Raw genomic sequence first — 17,240 nt, 5'->3', positions numbered from 1 at the left:
TTACCGCCGATTGAATGAGCGTGCGATGTCGATAGGTTATGCTCTAATCCTGCTATTGAGATTCTTAACCCCCTTGAACTTAGGATTTTAAAAGCTAAGTCCCCTAAACTTCCTAAAGTACTAACAGTTAGCTGGGCTGTTGAAGCCGTTGCTCGTTTTGGCAGCTACTTAGAACATCGAAGTAAAACACTCATTGAGATTCAGTTACTGTGGCGAGGTTGGTTAAAATTGCACCACCTCTATGAGGGCTGGCAGCTGGCAAAAGAGACTTAACAGGAAAAGTCAGATTATAATTCGATACGATTCAGTAAAGCTCAAAACTTTGTAAATTAGGAATTCTAATCAAGAGTAAGAATAAACTGTAGTGTATCTCAAAGACTTCTCCCTTTTGTCGCCAATTATACAAAGCAATGATTTACTAAAAGCAATAGAGGCAGCGCTGCAACGGCTATTGAGCAAGAAATCACCACAAGCAAAGTCAGTGAAAAAAGAAATCTTTCTTTGCCTTTCTCCTAGCAAAGACGCTGCGCGTTAAGCGAAGCCATGCCCGAAGCGCTTTACAGTTGATGCTTACAGGCTCGCTAATGCCAGTTCGACGGGACGGAAACCGACACCGCCGACTGGACTCACCAGTAACAACAGCTTAGTTTGTCTGGTGATAGCGATGAGCCTGTAGTCAATAGATTCAATTTTCAAATCACTTAATGGATTAAAAAGTGTAATAGTTACTAAAACAAAATGTCAAAAAAGAAATTTCAAGATCAGTTATAAATTTGAGTAACTTTAGGCTTTTTGTTACTTGGTAATAATCGCATTTTCTTGATTTAGAATGGCTGGTCATTATTTTAATAATTTTTTACTTCAAAACACAACTTATTTTTTTATTAACTGGCTTAACTAATACTGCTCGCTTAAGCTCTTTTGGGCTTTATAGATAAGGATATTTCAAGGGTTTGAGCCTACTTTTTTCCTTAACCAAGGAGTATTCCTGTCTCAACTATCTTAAGAATTTGCTTAAATGTCTTAACTTTCCTTGACTTTTATTTGTAGCTAAGAGAAGATAAGTCTGCAAATGATATAGTAATTCACTTTGGCACTATCTCTTGGGCGATTGCTCTTTAATCATCTAAAAATATATAATTTTTCTCCAAAAATCGATTTTATTCATAGACTAATTTAGTTGTCATCTCTCACTACACGTCTGCTGTGAAAAGTCATGGACTATGTTGATTCGCATTCTTGTTTGCATTGGTAATAAGTAGATAAACTTAATTAAATATTAAATACTCTTTTACTGAGTATGGTAGGTATAATGCCTATCTTACAAAAACAATGAACCTCTTGTGATGTATCTGTCTCGCCTGCCCTATCTCCACTTTATTTATGTCCATCTATTTATCACAAAACTTTATTTATTAACCAAAATAAGTTTAGTTAAAATTATATTTTGCAATTAGCTACACTGAGCAGTTACGCCATCGCTAAAAATCTCAACCTAGATTTATCAAAGTTAAATTCAAAAACGCAATAAAAAGGAAGTAAGCGCAGTGATTGAGAAAGCTCGGCATATAAGATAAAAGTTAAGATGCGACTATTTTTTGAAAGTGATAAGGCAGGGCGAACGCCATTAAATAATCTAACAATAGATAAAATAGTTTAAATCCAATTAATAGTAAAAATGATGAAAATTATAGTTAAATATTATCAGAGGATTGTTGTATTTAAATATAGTATTGGTTAAAAGATTACAAGTGTCCCTATTTAAAATGATTGACTTGAATATGAGATATCAAGTCGGTGGTAGCCTGAAGTATGATGACTCTACATATATTGTCCGTCAAGCAGACGAACAACTTTATACTAGATTAAAGACAGGAGAATTTTGCTACGTCTTTAACTGCCACCAAACAGGCAAATCATCTTTATTACACAGGACTCTTCATCGCTTAGAAAAAGAAAATTATATATGTGTTCATCTAAATTCATTTTTATTAGGTACTAATCAAATTACACCTATACAATGGTACAAGGGTATTATTTTCAGTTTGTTTCACAAGTTAAATCTGACAGAGCGAATCAACTTTGAAAGTTGGTGGGAGCAAGAATCAGAGCTTGATCCTGTACAACGGCTGTATCAATTTGTTGAACAGGTGTTGCTGAAAGAAATTCAAAATAATCGTATTTTCATCTTTATCGATAATATTAATAGCCTGCTGAGTTTGAATTTCCCGATCAACGATTTTTTTATCTGGATTCGTTACTGTTATGAGCAGCAAGCACACAACCCAAGTTTTCGACGCTTGGGTTTCGCTTTGTTTGGTGTAGCCAGTCCATCTAACCTAATTGTTGATCGACATCGAACTCCCTTTAACATTGGTCAAGCAATTAAGTTATCTGACTTTCAATTACATGAAACTATGCCCCTACTTGAAGGTTTAGAAGAAGTAGTTAGCCACCCACAGGCAATATTGGCGTATATTATTCATTGGACAAAAGGACAGCCATTTCTCACGCAGAAGCTTTGTCAGTTAGTTGTGCAAGTTGCCTTAGAAAGTTATAAGGAAACAATTACCATACCGAACGGTGCTGAAGGATATTGGGTAGAGCAATTGGTGCGATCGCGCATTATTCAACATTGGGAATTTCAAGATGAACCTGAACATCTCCGTACCATAAGAGATCGCTTACTTTTTGACAAACACAAAGCAGGAAAGTTATTAAACATTTATCAACAGGTCTTACAAGTAGAGGAATTAAGGAATAGGAACCCGATAGATAACTTAATACCAGCCGATAATAGTGAAGAACAGACGCAACTGTTGCTATCTGGTTTGGTGGGAAATTATAACGGCTATCTGAGAGTTAAAAATCCGATTTACCGGAGTGTCTTCACTCCTCAATGGGTATCAAGACAGTTAGAAAATCTTCCCTTTTCTTGGTAGGAGCTAGTAATTAAAATACATCTGTTAGATAAGTTCTGCATTGTCTAACTGATGTACAAGTATAATTTATTACTAAATAATATATCATCTACTCGTATATGTTTGGGCTTTAGTTGTGCATAATTTCTGCGAAGTTTTCAACCTAGTCTTGATTAAAAGGAGTTTCACAACTATTAGTACTCAGTACTTAAAGTTCTACTGAAGCGATAAAATTTTTAAAATACAATAACAAAAAAGTTATAAATTATACAAGTTAAAAATATTACATTATTTATTAAATCACATTTGTACAAGTTCAGGTAAATACAAAGACTTCATTTCTTTAGAGAGTTTTTGCAAGACAACCATCAAAATACCCAGTAAAGAAGTAGGAAAAGTAGGATGAATAGATAACTGATGCCATTGTTTACTATCAAGCTAGTATAATGTAACTTGTTTGTTAGAATTCCAATATATCTTAGGAGAAAATGAAATAAAATGTATCAAAGATTGCCACATTAAATTATAGTTTCAGTATGTAAAAAGAAATGTTCTGACACTCATTGATCATAAATACCTGGGACACCAATGTATAAAACTAAACGTAAGCGAGGAGTTGTACTAACTTCCACAGGGATTAAACGGTTACAATCAGCAATTCATTCTGTGGAGATAGTAGAAAATAAAGGCGAACACTTAAGTTTAGAAGAAATAAGCTCGCGCATTCATGTTTCTACTAGAACTTTGAGTAAATTATGGTCTTTAAGTGAAAGTGTAGATCAAAAAACTATAAAACTCTGCTTTAGCGCTTTTAATCTAGAATTACACAGTGAAGACTACACCATAGTTAATAAAGCAAATGAGACTCAAACATCTGAGTTATTATCTATTGCAAATATAGAAGAAGATTTATCTCAATGTTCCGAATTAACCTCATTTGTCGGAAAAGATCACACACAAACTGAACAAATAGAAAATCTTTGGTCATACCCGGATGGCCCCGTACCTTTAGATTCTCACTTTTATATTGAACGTCCTCCACTAGAGAGAAAAGTTTATCGAGAAATAACTACTAGTGGCTGTGTGATTCGGATTAGATCCCCCAAACAGATGGGTAAAAGTTCTCTTGTGTTGAGGCTTTGCGCCTTTGCACAGAAACTTGGGTATCAGACTGTAAATCTGAATTGCTACCAATTCGATAGTGAGTGTTTAACTGATTTAAATAAACTGTTGCGTCGTCTTTGCTGGAAAATTGCAACAGGGTTAGGTATTGACCCCAATATCGAGGAAAAGTGGAATGAACAAATTGGCTACAACTTGAGTAGCGGCTTCTATTTAGAAAACTATTTGCTCGAACAATGTCAAAGCCCAGTAGTTTTAGTGTTGAATGAAATTGACCGTTTTTTTGAGTATCCTCACATTTGTCACGAGTTTTTTGCATTGTTGCGATCATGGTGTGAAGAAGCACGACATAATCCCAACTGGCAAAAGCTGAGGTTAGTAATGGTTTACTCAACCGAAGAGTACATCTCTATGGATATTAACCTCTCTCCTTTTAATATTGGTCTACCTATTCGTCTGAACGATTTTACTCAACCACAAGTAGAAGATTTAGCTAGGCGGTATAGTTTAGACTCGTTTAAAGCTAAAGATTTTGCCCAACTAATGTCACTAGTAGGAGGACATCCAGCACTAATTCAGATTAGTTTGTACTATCTTCGGTCTCAAGAAATAGCCCTGCAAGAAATAATAGAGGAAGCGATCGTCAATGGTGGTATCTACCGCGATCATTTATGGCGACAGTTGATAAAACTGCAAGAAAATCCTAGACTGGCAAAGGTCTATGCTGAAATTCTGGCAGGAAAGCAAGATATTTTTTTCAATCCTTTTGATACTTACAAGCTTGAAAGTTTGGGATTAATTTGCTTTGAAGGGGATCGCGTTTTACCACGTTGCGAACTTTACCGTGCCTATTTTGCGAAACAACTATGTACAATTGTTTCATAGAGCAACAGTAAGGCACTAACTCAATATCAAGTATCGCATAGGCGCAGCCCAATCTAAGCATCTCAGGATGCTGAGAATATTTAAACGCATCTATAATTACACTTAGATATGAGATATCAAGTAGGGGGTAGTCTCCGCAGCGACGACCCCACATACGTTACCCGTCAGGCAGATGAACAGCTTTATGCTAGCTTGAAAGCTGGCAATTTTTGTTATGTCTTCAACTCTCGTCAGATGGGCAAGTCATCATTACTACAACGCACAAGTTATCGTCTTAAAGAAGAAGGGCATAGCTGTGTTTACTTGGATATGACTCGCTTGGGTATTGAAGATACTACACCAGAGCAATGGTACAAAGGTATTATTATCAGCTTATTCTATAGTTTAAAATTAGGGTCAAAAATTGACTTTCAGCGTTGGTGGGAAATGCAATCAGGTATTTCCTCAGTGCAAAAACTACAGCTATTTATTGAAGATATATTACTACCAAATCTCAAAAATGATTTTCTACGAGACGGCAAAACCAAACACATTTTTATATTTATTGATGAGATTGATAGCCTGCTGAGTTTAAGTTTCCCAATTAACGACTTTTTTGCTTGGATGCGTCAGTGCTATAATCTACGGCCACATAACTCAAACTTTGAACGCTTGGGATTTGCACTATTTGGTGTAGCTAGTCCCTCTGACTTGATTGCTGATAAACGCCGCACGCCCTTTAACCTTGGTAAAGCAATTGAGTTACAAGGCTTTGGACTGCATGAAGCCACGCCTTTGCTTCTAGGATTAGAAAAAGTAGTCAGCCAGCCACAAGCAATACTGCAAGAGATTATTTATTGGACAGGCGGACAACCCTTTTTGACACAAAAACTCTGTGACTTAATTACTGAAGTTGCTTTTGAAACTACTAGAGGGAAGATTACCTTACCTCCAGATACAGAAGCATTGTGGGTAGAGCAATTAGTGCTTAAGCAGATTATTCAAAATTGGCAGTCACAAGACGAACCTGAACATTTGCGTACTATTCGCGATCGCCTTTTATTCGACGAACAACAGGCAGGGCGGTTGTTGGGTATTTATCAACAGGTATTGCAAGCAGAAGAGGATCAAGAGATGGAGAGTGTGGGAGAAGAGTTTCCCCCTCCGCCTCTTCATTGCGTTCCGAGTGATGATAGTCGAGAACAAACACAACTGTTGTTGTCCGGTTTAGTAGAAAGACACAACGGCTATCTCAAAATTAAAAATCCTATTTATCGGAATGTTTTTAATGCCCAATGGGTGTTGAGACAACTAGATAATCTCCGTCCCTACTCGCAAACATTTAATGCTTGGGTGGCATCAGGTTACAAAGATGAATCGCGTCTGTTGCGAGGGCAAGCTTTAAAAGATACTCAAAATTGGTCGCAGGGCAAGAGTCTAAGCGATTTGGATTATCAATTTTTAGCTGCAAGTGTTGAATGCGATCGCCAAGAAGTGCAAATGGTACTGGAGGCAGCACGGGTACTAGAGGTAGAAGCACGACTAGCACAAGAGAAAAAAACCGCAAAAGAAGTAAAAGCACGGCTAGTACAAGAGAAAAGAACGGCTTTATTACAGAGATATTTACTAGTTGCAGTAAGTATTGGCTTACTCGTTTCTATTAGTTTGGGAATAGGAACTTTCACTTTGTATCGCCTGACTCAAGAAAGCGAAACTCAAGCTAAAATCAGCGAAATTCAAGCGCTTGTATCTTCTTCGGAGGGACTATTCTCTTCAAACCGTCGATTAGATGCACTCATAGAAGCCATTAAAGCCAAAAAAAGACTGCAAAACTTAGGTGCTGCAAACACAAATATTGAACATCAAGTGGAAGATGTACTGCGGCAATCTGTGTATGGAGCAGATGAATACAACCGTTTTTCGGGTCATACAGCAGCTGTTTTAGCTGTAGATGTTAGCCCTGACAGTTCTCTGATTGCCTCAGCAAGTACAGATAAAACAATTAAGCTTTGGCGACGTGACGGTACAGAAGTAGCAACTCTCAAAGATCATACCGCAACAGTTAGGGCGGTTGATTTTAGCCCTGACAGTAAGATACTCGCTTCGGCCAGTGAAGATGGCACTATCAAACTCTGGAAGCGTAACGGTACCTTGCTCAACACTTTCAAAGGTCACACGGCTTCAGTTTGGGGAGTAGCTTTTAGCCCCGATGGTCAGTTTCTTGCCTCTGCCAGTTGGGATAAAACGGTGAAACTCTGGAAACGTGACGGCACTTTGCTAAAAACATTTCAAGATTACAAAGCGGCGTTTTGGGGAGTAGCTTTTAGCCCCGATGGTCAAATCATTGTTGCCACAAGTTCAGACAAAACAGCAAAACTGTGGAAACGAGACATTTCAGGATGGCAAAACGCCAAGCCGCTAAAGCCCCTGGAAGGTCACACTGGTTGGGTTATAGGAGTAGCTTTCAGCCCTGACGGTAGCTTTATTGCTTCATCGAGTGAAGACACAACTGTCAAACTTTGGCAGCGAGACAGCATAGGAAGAGGTTACCAGCAGTATAAAACATTTATTGGTCACAGTGCCGGTGTTTGGGGAGTAGCTTTTAGCCCCGATGGTCAAACGATTGCCACTGCTAGTCTCGACAAAACGATTAAACTTTGGAACATTGATGGTACAAAACAGAGGACGCTTAGAGGACATACTGCATCAGTTTGGGGAGTAACTTTTAGCCCTGACGGCAGCTTTATTGCTTCGGCAGGCACAGAAAACGTTGTCCGACTCTGGCAGAGTAAGAACCCATTTCAACACTCTATTATTCCCCATAAAGCCGGGATTTGGTCAATTTCTATCACCTCCAATAGTTCGACCATCGCTACAGCCAGCCACGAAAATACTATTAAACTTTGGAATCGCCAAGGCAAGTTGCTCAAAACTTTAACTGAACCTGGAAGCATGGTCTTTGAGGTTTCATTCAGTGAAGATAATAAGTTAATTGCTCTTGCCATTGATAATGATATTGTAAAACTCAAAAAGCCAGACGGCACTAATGTTGCTACTTACAAAGATTCTCAGAGTAAGCTCTTGACAGCAGTATTGAGTCCTGATGGTCAAACCATCGCAATGGCAAATGCTGACAAAATTGTTAAAATATGGCAACGCAATCAACTTGCGCCCCAGATTCTCAAGGGACATCTTGCAGAAGTGTGGCAAGTTGTATTTAGTCCAAACGGTCGATTCATTGCTTCTGCCAGTGGCGACGGTACTGTTAAGCTATGGACACTTGATGGCAAGTTGTTCAAAACCCTTGTAGGGCACTCGGCGGCAGTATGGAGAGTTGCATTTAGCTCTGACAGCAAAATGATAGCTACTGGAAGTGGTGACAATACCGTTAAGTTGTGGACGCTGGATGGAAAGTTGCTGAAAACATTCATTGGTCACAGTGCTGCAATTTGGGGAGTTGCGTTTAGTCCCGATGGAAAAATACTTGCTTCTGGTAGCGTAGATGCTACTGTCAAACTTTGGAAACTTGATGGTACAGAAATAACTACTCTTAGAGGACATACCGCAGCGATTAGGCAAATTGCTATCAGCTCTGACGGGAGTTTTTTAGCTTCAGGAGGTGATGACAACACGCTTATTCTTTGGAATTTGCAGCGAATTCTTCAGCTAGATGCACTGAATTATGGTTGCAAGTTAGTGCAAAATTATCTGAAAACTAACACAGCAGTTGAGAAAGGCGAACGCTCACTCTGCAATCACTTTAATAACTATTAAGGCATTGCATAATTGAACTATGAATAGTAGAAGTGCGGGCTAAGGCTATACTTTTCAACAAGAAAACTGGAAGCGCTGGGGGCAACCGTTTGGTTAGGCAGGTTAGGATACAGTCTAGACCCAAATATCCCTACCACAGGCAAATCAAAAGTCAGTGGAACCATTCAGGTGTTTTTGAAAAACATTCCAGAGCCAAGCACTACCACTGCGTTGGCTCTTATAGGTATAATGGGGGCGGCTTTTTGGCTGCGTCAGCAACAAAATATGCCGCTTCTGTGATTTGCCTCAATTGACGGCACGCCCTAATACCATTCCATCATTACCTATTGTTAACTGCTGCTGGGCCTGGGTGGGCCAGTGCATCAAACACAAATTTGAAGGCATTAAGGTCGTAAGATATAGCTACGTGACCTGTAATATCTAGCGGATAGTAATCTTGCAAAGTAATATTTGTTACCCGCTCAGACGGCCCATTTAAAAAAGCTGAAGTATAGGGTATAACTATCTCGTCGTAACGAGTAGTAACTACTGTGTAGGAGACGGGTGCTGGGGTCTCGTCATCTTGGTTCAGCTTTGTCATAAATGCGGAGCCTGTCACCTGTTGGTCGCAAGCGGGGCCTATAAGAGGAAAATTCACCCTGGCGCATAAAAAGCGTAGTTCATCAGCTGTCGTACCGTGGTTGGAAGGAGCAAGCGCAATCAAGTCGTCAACCTTATTTACACCACCAAGGAACTTTATATAGTAACGGGGCATCATTCCACCTTGACTATGACCAATGATGGAAACTTTTTGAGCGCCTGTTAGAGCTAACACATTATCTACAAAGACAGCAAGTTCTTGTGCTGAATCTTCGATCGGGCCTGTTGCACGGTTCCCATAGTTTAAAGCATATACGCAGTACCCTTTAGCTGCCAGTGCTGGAGAAAGTACAGACCAGTCCTGAGCCATAACTGTGGCAGTGGCGTGTACGAGTATTATTGGCTGAGGGTGAGCAGCATCCGGTCGGCAAGCAGGATTATTCGCTCCTAGAGGCGGAATACCTGCCGTCTTTAAAAAGTCTCCCGATGAAGAGGAATTTGTCGTTTCCGAAGCAGTACTACTTCTGTTACTTAAGGTAAGACATAGCGTGTTAACTGATACTAAAGTAATACCAACCGTAGCTAGTAATTTAGTCTTGCTCCACAATCGTTTTCCTTGCCCTTTATAGATACTGAAGAATTTTTTCATCACTTTTTTATTAGATTTACGGCATTATGCGTTAATAACATGATCAAGGAGTACTACAGCATCAGAACATGATTTAAAAGCTAGTGATTGGGAATTTAGAGTTTGTCCCTGTTTTGTCACTTTTGAAGAATTAAATAACCCAAAGGCTTGTGGGGCTTTAGCTTTCATCTCTTGGCTATAAATTTGAGTTTATATTAGAAAATAAAGCCTTAAATATTGATGAAATCAAAGCCTCAGAGTTTAACTAAGATTATTGTTTTCCAAGAATGACAAAACAGGATTATCCTGAAAAGTTACTAGATTAATCTTAGTAATCTAAGTTGACCTATATGATATTTAATGCTTAGGGGGTGAGAAAGTAAAGATTATTTAACTCTCTAACAACCCATTGAGAATTAAAGATACGATAGTACTGCCAAGATATAGAAGCTTAATGACTCTTTGCTCCTATTACAGTGGTTCTTAACGCCTGTACATTGAGTCACTAGTTTTTCAGAATAACCACAAAGATGCAAGGACAGTTAAGAAAGTTAAGAGAGTTAAGGTAATATTTAAATAAGCTTCATATAATAGCTTGATTGCTTTACAGTAACTTTATAATATGTTGCTGCTACAATATTTGACGGCAAAAATTGGACTAAGTTAACTTATTTAGTCAAAATATTACTTACTTTGTATTGAAACTTCTGTGTAGTAGAATCTAGGGTGTTTCAACTGAGTGCCAACCGCAAATGCTGTAGAACTCTTGCAAAAGTGCCCCAAACCAGTTTTTGACTTGGTGATGCAGTGTGGGATGATTCTCTTTCAGGCTCAGAATATAATCCGCTTTACTCTGCAATAATTTTCTCGGCAATTAATTTCTGTGAACACAAAAGCATCAATCCGCAGCGATTAGGCAAATTGCTATCAGCCCCGACGGGAGTTTTTTAGCTTCAGGGGGTGATGACAACACGCTCATTTTTTGGAATTTGCAGCGAATTCTTCACCTAGATGCACTGAATTATGGTTGCAAGTTGATGCAGGATTATCTGAAAACTAACACAGCAGTAGAGAAAGGCGAACGCTCACTCTGTAATCACTAAACCTCTTGCAAAAGTAACTTTTGCACTCTTGTGGGAAAAGGGTAAAGGTTTTTTCTTATTCTTTTCCCCTTCCCCTTTTCCCCACTTCTGCAAGAAGTATACTCTCAAAACTATTAGAACTATTTCTTAATAGAAATATAAATCGCTTCCTCAGCTTTTTTACCCAGACCTCTAGCGATCTCGGCATCACCGTGGTCGGGTAGCAGGACTATATCGCTATAATCCCGCCCCAAGAGAAGCGGACTTGCGCTTTGCAACGCATCCGGCTCAAGCAAGTCATAAACTACAAATTGTTCCAGAATGTATTTGCTGATGGCAGTACAGATGCCAGGAAATAGTTAGAAGTAACCTGACCCCATGTATTACACGGAAGAATTCAAATATTTCTACTTCTAATACACAGAATTTTTCTGAACCATTGCCGAGTATTACACGGGACGATCTGGAGATTCCGAGACTCATCGCCCAAGTACAGAATCTTCAAAAAGAAAATTTAGAGCTTAAGAAACGGTCAGCCATTAACTTTGTGCATGATGTTGTAGATTTTGAGGCGATATGCGTTAGCGGAGGGGCGCGTTAGCGCTTCGCATTTTATTTGAATTGAAGTTGGGACGGCAAGCTTCAGCTTACAAAGCAGCACAGAAAGTACTTAATCGATTTATTCAAGAAATAAAACTTCTGGTTGACAGTTTCTGATTGGTGCCAAAACTGCTGCAAGAAGTCACTCACGATTTCTCCAAATTGATTAATTTTTATCGCTTTTTAATGTGAAAAAATATTTCGCCAACAGTGTCTTTGCTATATTTACCCCATATTATAAAGTTTTTGTAAAGCAAGCAAGCTGTTATATGAAATTTATTTAAATGTTTGCTTAACTTTCTTAACTGCTTTAACTTTCCTTGCATTCTCATGAAAGTTTTGAAATATTAAAGGCATGAAGTGTACCGGCATACACTTCGATTAGCTTCTGCTAAAGCATTTGTCAAGCTAGACGCTTTCAGCCAGCAACTATATGTGCTGGTGCAATATTGTTTTGCACGGGACTAATGTTTTGTGGCGACCATTGTTGTGCAGAACTGATACATTTAAAAACAATAATTTTGGAAAATAGTACTTATGGACATCTATGCGTCAAAAGGTTGGCAAGATACAGGTTACAAGCCAGGCTTACAGAAAAATGCTGGGAGCTGGGTAATTGTCAGGGCGGAGGGGGAATGGAATGTGAATACTAAAGATCCAGCCTTTGGGCGACGTGATGCGAATGGGCGCACTCCCAATTCCGGTGCTACATACATGCTGTCAACCGAAAATGATAAAAATATTAACTGGCCTTACACTGGCCCCCGTGGCTTCTGTGGTCAGTTGATTGGCAAGCTCGGTTCTAATGGCGAGCCCTTTGTTGTTGGTGATTGGTGCAAGATTTCTACTAGTTTGGCTGACCCAAGTGATAGTTTGTGGTTGGCTCCTAATGATGCTAACTGTACGGATAACGAAGGCAGCCTGCAAGTAACCTTTAAGGTTTCAAACCTCGAAGATCGGAATATTGCTCAAGAAAAAGAATCTCGGATTGCTTCTTATGAAAAGTGGTCAGGGAAAACTTATAATCCGGGTTAGTGCATCCAAGGCTAAGGGACTTCCAGAAAATAAAATATGCCATAGACAATAATGATAATCATTTGTTTTTGGAATAATTTATTCTTTGGAAGTCCCTAAAGCTTGTTGCTGTTTAGGTAGAAGCTGTGAATCAGGCATTCCGGGGATGAAATGCGCGATCGCCTCGTACCAACCACAAGGTGTAGCTCCCGTAGGTAGGGCAACCCGAAACCCCCTACTTGCAACCAGAACTAACCGTCGCCGCGCCTGGGGCAACCCAAAGTCAGCCATGTTGACCACGTTGTAATCAACCAAGTATCCCTCTGATTCCAGAACTTGCAGAATGATACTAAAACTCTGACTGTTCTGATAGCGCGGGACATTTTCGAGAGTAAACACCCGTGGCTGCAACTGTCGGATGGCTTCTGCAATAGCGATCGCTGCACTCAGATCGTCAGCCGTTTCAATACCTTTTCCCGCTTTTGCAGTATGAGCTTGACTGAAGTTGGCACACACTGGGGAGGCGTGGAGGTAATCGGGGCGGCGGGTAAAACCTATAAATCCTGACTGTGCTACTTCTTGGACTGTTAGCTGGATTATTTTACAGCCATACTCGCTAAAGTTGTGGTGATGAGTTTTGGCGATCGCCCGACTTAGTTCTGGTTTACTTGGGTCAAACTCTACTGCAATGACCGGACGAATCCCGGCTTCAACCATGCCAGCTTCAATCCCGCCGCCACCAGCAAAAAGTACTATGGCGATCGGTGCATCATCTGGAAGTGTTGGTTTTTTATATGTGTTATCAAAATTTTTGCAGACATCTAATTTTGGTAATGTTTTTTTGGTTTTCGCTTTTTTGATAAAGGCGATGATATTCTCACGCGTTGCCCTCTCTTGTTGCAGTGTCCGAATCATTGGAACAGCGCCAGGGGGAATTGAACCTATACTTTTGCCTTTCCATGCCCCGTTTATCTTCTCTTTCCAATTGAATGCCCATCGCCAATGAAAGGGATTATTCGGGTCACGTTCACCAATCACACGGGGATAAGAAACAGTCTTCCCATCAAGTAGCTTTTTAGTTTCGAGGTACTGATAAAGACAACCGACTGATTCCCCCTGTGAGGCTTTGATCCCTTTCTCTAAGAATTTTTCGGGTATTGCAGATAACTCAGCTATTACTGATTTAGTCATGCAGCCACCTCCATGACCAAATCATCGGGTACTTCAAAGATCCCCAATCGCCCAATGTAAGGAATTGGTGTGATTTCTCGCGGGTTCTCCAGCTTCCAGTGGTATTGCTCAGGCATTCCCCAGCCAGAAGCAACTTGTGAAAACTTGCAATCTACTATTGTGACAATGCCAATAACTTGACCGCGACGTAGAGAGATTAGTTCTGGAATTTCTACCCCCATCCCTTGGCAAAATTCTCTCGCTAGCTGATACTCTTTTTTGGTACAAGTCTTGGCTGCATGAATCAGAATGTCGCCGCGATAATGAATGGGCCAGCCACGGTTTTCAATATTTTTAAGAGCATAAATAATTGCCCATGCCCAAGGCTGACGAACAGATAGCGCTTTCATGTGGATGCTCCAAAAAATAAATCTAATTATTTAAATTGGAATTCAGATATTTTCGTAGTCATGTAATAGTGAATTTGATTACTGTTAGCCTGAAAATAAAAGAAAAGTGCTTTTTAAAAAATAAAGGCATTCTCATGTTCTTAATGAGGTGTTTAGACATGAGAATGTATGCTAATTCAGAATTTAGGTAAAGTCTTTAGTCTTACCATTTACTATAGCAGTAAAGTTGTTGCGAAGCCCGACTATAAGCAACATACAATAACTTATTACGCATCACATTATCTCGGCAGCCAAAGATATTTGATGTATCAACAAAGCAATTAGTAAATGTTCCCCCTTGAGATTGATGTACAGTGATTGCATAACCGTATTGCAATCGATTCATTAAGCTACCTTTTACTAATAAATTATAAGTCTCTAAGAACTCGTAATATTCTCGCCAAGCATAGCTTCTTTGATTTGTAGCTAACTTAAATATTTCTTTCTTGGCATTATTCACTGCATATTTAATTAAATCCCAAGAATCAGGGTGAATTATTGATAAAGATGCTTCTTTACCCAGATCATTCTTGATTTCAATCCGATAAGTTTTAAACGGACTATGTACTAGATGATGCCTACTACCAGAGTATTCTTTAAAATCTCTTACTTCGCATTCAGCACAGGAATGCATAAAAATTTCTTTTTGTTCCCCAGAGTCGGCATTTAAGAAAATAGGTTCTTTCGCAAAAAGAATTTCTCCAATCTCTATTGGTTCAGCACCCGGATAAAGTGCAGCTCGAATTTGCTGATTCAAATTGTTAACTTGATTATTAGTCCATGCCAAAATCTTGGCTGAGGAGCGAGAAAACTTATAAGCGTCGATAGCTGCTGCTATCCAAGTATCAAATTGCATTTTCTCAATATTCCCCTGACTCTGTAATCGTGGTGGAAATTGAGAATTTAAATTTTGGCGGAGTGCAGTTACATAAGTAGCGATTGCCCCTTCATATCTCATGACTTGCGTTAATTCCATTCCCAAAGGCAACTGAAAGATCGGCGAAGAATCAACATTATCTTCAATCGGTGGCAATTGTGCTGGATCTCCCATAAAAATAGTAGGAATCCGCGAGGGAATTAGTTTAAAAAGTTCTTGCCCTAACATGGAAGCTTCATCAACTATTACTAAGTCAAATTCGTGATAATAAGGCTCTCTAGAGTAAGTATTTGGTTTAAGTTGTTGCTTTCCATTTTCATCATATTCTCCTCCAGGCATAACATGAAGTAAGCTGTGGAGAGTTGAGATATGTACAGTAAGATTTGCCTCTTGAGCCATTGCATCCAATACATGTCTTGCTTTATGCGTTGGAGCGCATAAAGCAATTCTTAAACCAACATTTTTCTTTTTATCTAAGTCTCGTGTTTTGAAGCAATCCTGAAACGATTGAATTACTCGCTGTACTAAAAACGTTTTTCCTGTACCTGCATAACCGCGCAATACAAACGGCATATCAGGGTTAGAACCATACCAGTCATGGATTAAATCAAACGCTTGCATCTGATCTAAAGATAATCCTTCCCGATGCTTACTTTTGCTCCAGCCAAAGTTAATAATTGTTACTGGTTTCAATGTACTTATCTCCTTAAATCAATGAATGTAGATTTAACAGGGGCAATATTAACTTTACTTTCTACGAAAGCGTAAGAAATACATCTATCAGTGCCCAATTGAGAGAATGTACCAAATTTACCTCGCCAAGTTCAAAAATTTTGATGTGGATAAATCGCACAGCATGGTCGCAGTGCCGAGCTTACCGTAAAGGCGGTTTTTCTCAACAATCAACTCGATAGTGCGATCGCTTGGGTCTTTTGTGTAGACAGCATCCCGGTAAAGCATGATTAACTGGTCACAAACCTCAAAAATTTCACCAGAGTTGCGAAGTAAATGACGATTAGGGCGTTTATCAGCCGTAGTTTGATTCCCCCGATTGATTTGACAGCCCAAGAAAACAGGGATTTTGTGAGACTTGGCAATATCCCGAATCTGGCGGGTAATCTTGCCGACTTCAAAAGCCATGTTTCCACCGGATTCCAAAGGAATCTGCTGCAAATAATCAATAAACACAGCACCAATAGAACCATCAAATTCGGCAATGGCACGACGCACAGCAGAAGCAATCATTGTGGTTGTAGGGGAGGAATGCTCATAGACCTTCCAAGGCAGTTCCACCATCTGTCCTATACCTTGTGCTATTTGCTCCCAATAGCATTGAGTATTGGTTTGAATCATAGAAGCATCTACGCCTGTGATTCGGGCTAGCATTCGGGCATTGAGTTGATTCTTATCCATTTCTGGAGTTACGTACAGAACTGGTTTTCCAAGTTTGGTCATGATTTCGTAAGCGTAAGAAATCATGAAGTGAGTTTTCCCCATGTGGGATTCAGCAGCCACTACAACTAAGCTGCTTGGATAAATGCCACCGGTGATATTTTCGAGGTCGTACCAGCCAACTCTGTCACCTGCCATATTCCCCATCTCCAACTTTTGAAAAAGTTCAATGCCCATGTCTTGTGCTGAGAAAACTTTGCAGCGTTCATCGCTTTGATTTTGGGTTACAGTGAAAACTTTCGCCTCAGCTTGCCCAAGGATAAGTGGTAGTTCGGTTTGGGTCTCGTAACCGAGTTGGACAATTTCATTGCCCACTTTGATTAACTGCCGCCGTCGATATTTCTCCATCACTAGATCAGCCAAAGCATCAATGTTGACGGCGGACACAGTGCGGTCTACCAGAGTTGCTAACTTATTTCTGCCACCAATGCGATTGAGCAAATTGTGGTCAGACAACCATGCGGTGACGCTTAGTAAATCTGTGGGTTGAAACAAAGCGTGAAGCGTTGTTGCAGCTTGATAAATGTATGAGTGGGCGCTGATGTAAAAGGCTTCAACGCTTAGGCGATCGCTGACTCTGGTTATTGCTTCTGGGTCAAGCATAATCCCGCCCAAAATCGCTTCTTCAGCCTCGATGTTTTGTGGAGGCAAGTTGTCAAGTGATCTGTCAGGATGGAAAGAAACTACGTTGTCTTGATTAGGGTGCAT

Annotated in this window: 9 protein-coding genes and 1 pseudogene; 5 read left to right on the top strand and 5 right to left on the bottom strand. The window is 39.8% G+C overall.

Annotated elements, in window-relative coordinates; all coding sequences use genetic code 11:
• The first annotated feature begins 1,751 nt into the window (after window positions 1-1,751).
• From VB732_RS22270 to VB732_RS22260, 3 genes are all read left to right on the top strand, one after another.
• Window positions 1,752-2,942: an AAA-like domain-containing protein gene (locus tag VB732_RS22270; protein ID WP_323233077.1), complete on the top strand. Its 1,191-nt coding sequence runs from the start codon at window positions 1,752-1,754 to the stop codon at window positions 2,940-2,942.
• Between the two features lie 567 nt (window positions 2,943-3,509).
• Window positions 3,510-4,928, top strand: coding sequence for an AAA-like domain-containing protein (locus VB732_RS22265; RefSeq protein WP_323233076.1), 1,419 nt, complete (start codon window positions 3,510-3,512; stop codon window positions 4,926-4,928).
• Between the two features lie 108 nt (window positions 4,929-5,036).
• Complete coding sequence (locus VB732_RS22260; RefSeq protein WP_323233075.1) at window positions 5,037-8,681, top strand: AAA-like domain-containing protein; 3,645 nt, start codon at window positions 5,037-5,039, stop codon at window positions 8,679-8,681.
• A 319-nt stretch (window positions 8,682-9,000) separates the two neighbouring features.
• Here VB732_RS22260 and VB732_RS22255 read toward each other — a convergent pair whose 3' ends face one another.
• Complete coding sequence (locus tag VB732_RS22255; RefSeq protein ID WP_323233074.1) at window positions 9,001-9,909, bottom strand: esterase/lipase family protein; 909 nt, start codon at window positions 9,907-9,909, stop codon at window positions 9,001-9,003.
• An 887-nt stretch (window positions 9,910-10,796) separates the two neighbouring features.
• On the opposite strand from VB732_RS22255, the pseudogene VB732_RS22250 reads away from it, so the two are divergent.
• Together VB732_RS22250 and VB732_RS22245 are read left to right on the top strand one after the other, a co-directional pair.
• A pseudogene (locus VB732_RS22250) lies at window positions 10,797-10,991 on the top strand (hypothetical protein); the annotation flags it as partial.
• Window positions 10,992-12,107: 1,116 nt separating this feature from the next.
• Window positions 12,108-12,605 (top strand): hypothetical protein, encoded by a 498-nt coding sequence (locus VB732_RS22245; protein WP_323233073.1) that lies wholly within the window; start codon window positions 12,108-12,110, stop codon window positions 12,603-12,605.
• A gap of 78 nt (window positions 12,606-12,683) precedes the next feature.
• Here VB732_RS22245 and VB732_RS22240 read toward each other — a convergent pair whose 3' ends face one another.
• From VB732_RS22240 to VB732_RS22225, 4 genes are all read right to left on the bottom strand, one after another.
• On the bottom strand, window positions 12,684-13,775 hold the full coding sequence (locus tag VB732_RS22240) for a DNA cytosine methyltransferase (protein WP_323233072.1): 1,092 nt from the start codon (window positions 13,773-13,775) through the stop codon (window positions 12,684-12,686).
• Window positions 13,772-14,164, bottom strand: a complete 393-nt coding sequence (locus VB732_RS22235) for an ASCH domain-containing protein (protein ID WP_323233071.1) — start codon at window positions 14,162-14,164, stop codon at window positions 13,772-13,774. The genes VB732_RS22240 and VB732_RS22235 overlap by 4 nt, the downstream gene beginning before the upstream one ends.
• Window positions 14,165-14,366: 202 nt before the next feature.
• On the bottom strand, window positions 14,367-15,773 hold the full coding sequence (locus tag VB732_RS22230) for an ATP-dependent DNA helicase (RefSeq protein ID WP_323233070.1): 1,407 nt from the start codon (window positions 15,771-15,773) through the stop codon (window positions 14,367-14,369).
• Between the two features lie 117 nt (window positions 15,774-15,890).
• Window positions 15,891-17,240: a replicative DNA helicase gene (locus VB732_RS22225; protein ID WP_323233069.1), complete on the bottom strand. Its 1,350-nt coding sequence runs from the start codon at window positions 17,238-17,240 to the stop codon at window positions 15,891-15,893.

The organism is Nostoc sp. UHCC 0252 (assembly GCF_034931145.1).
Lineage (GTDB): Bacteria > Cyanobacteriota > Cyanobacteriia > Cyanobacteriales > Nostocaceae > Nostoc.
This window is presented reverse-complemented; position numbering and strand designations above follow the sequence as displayed.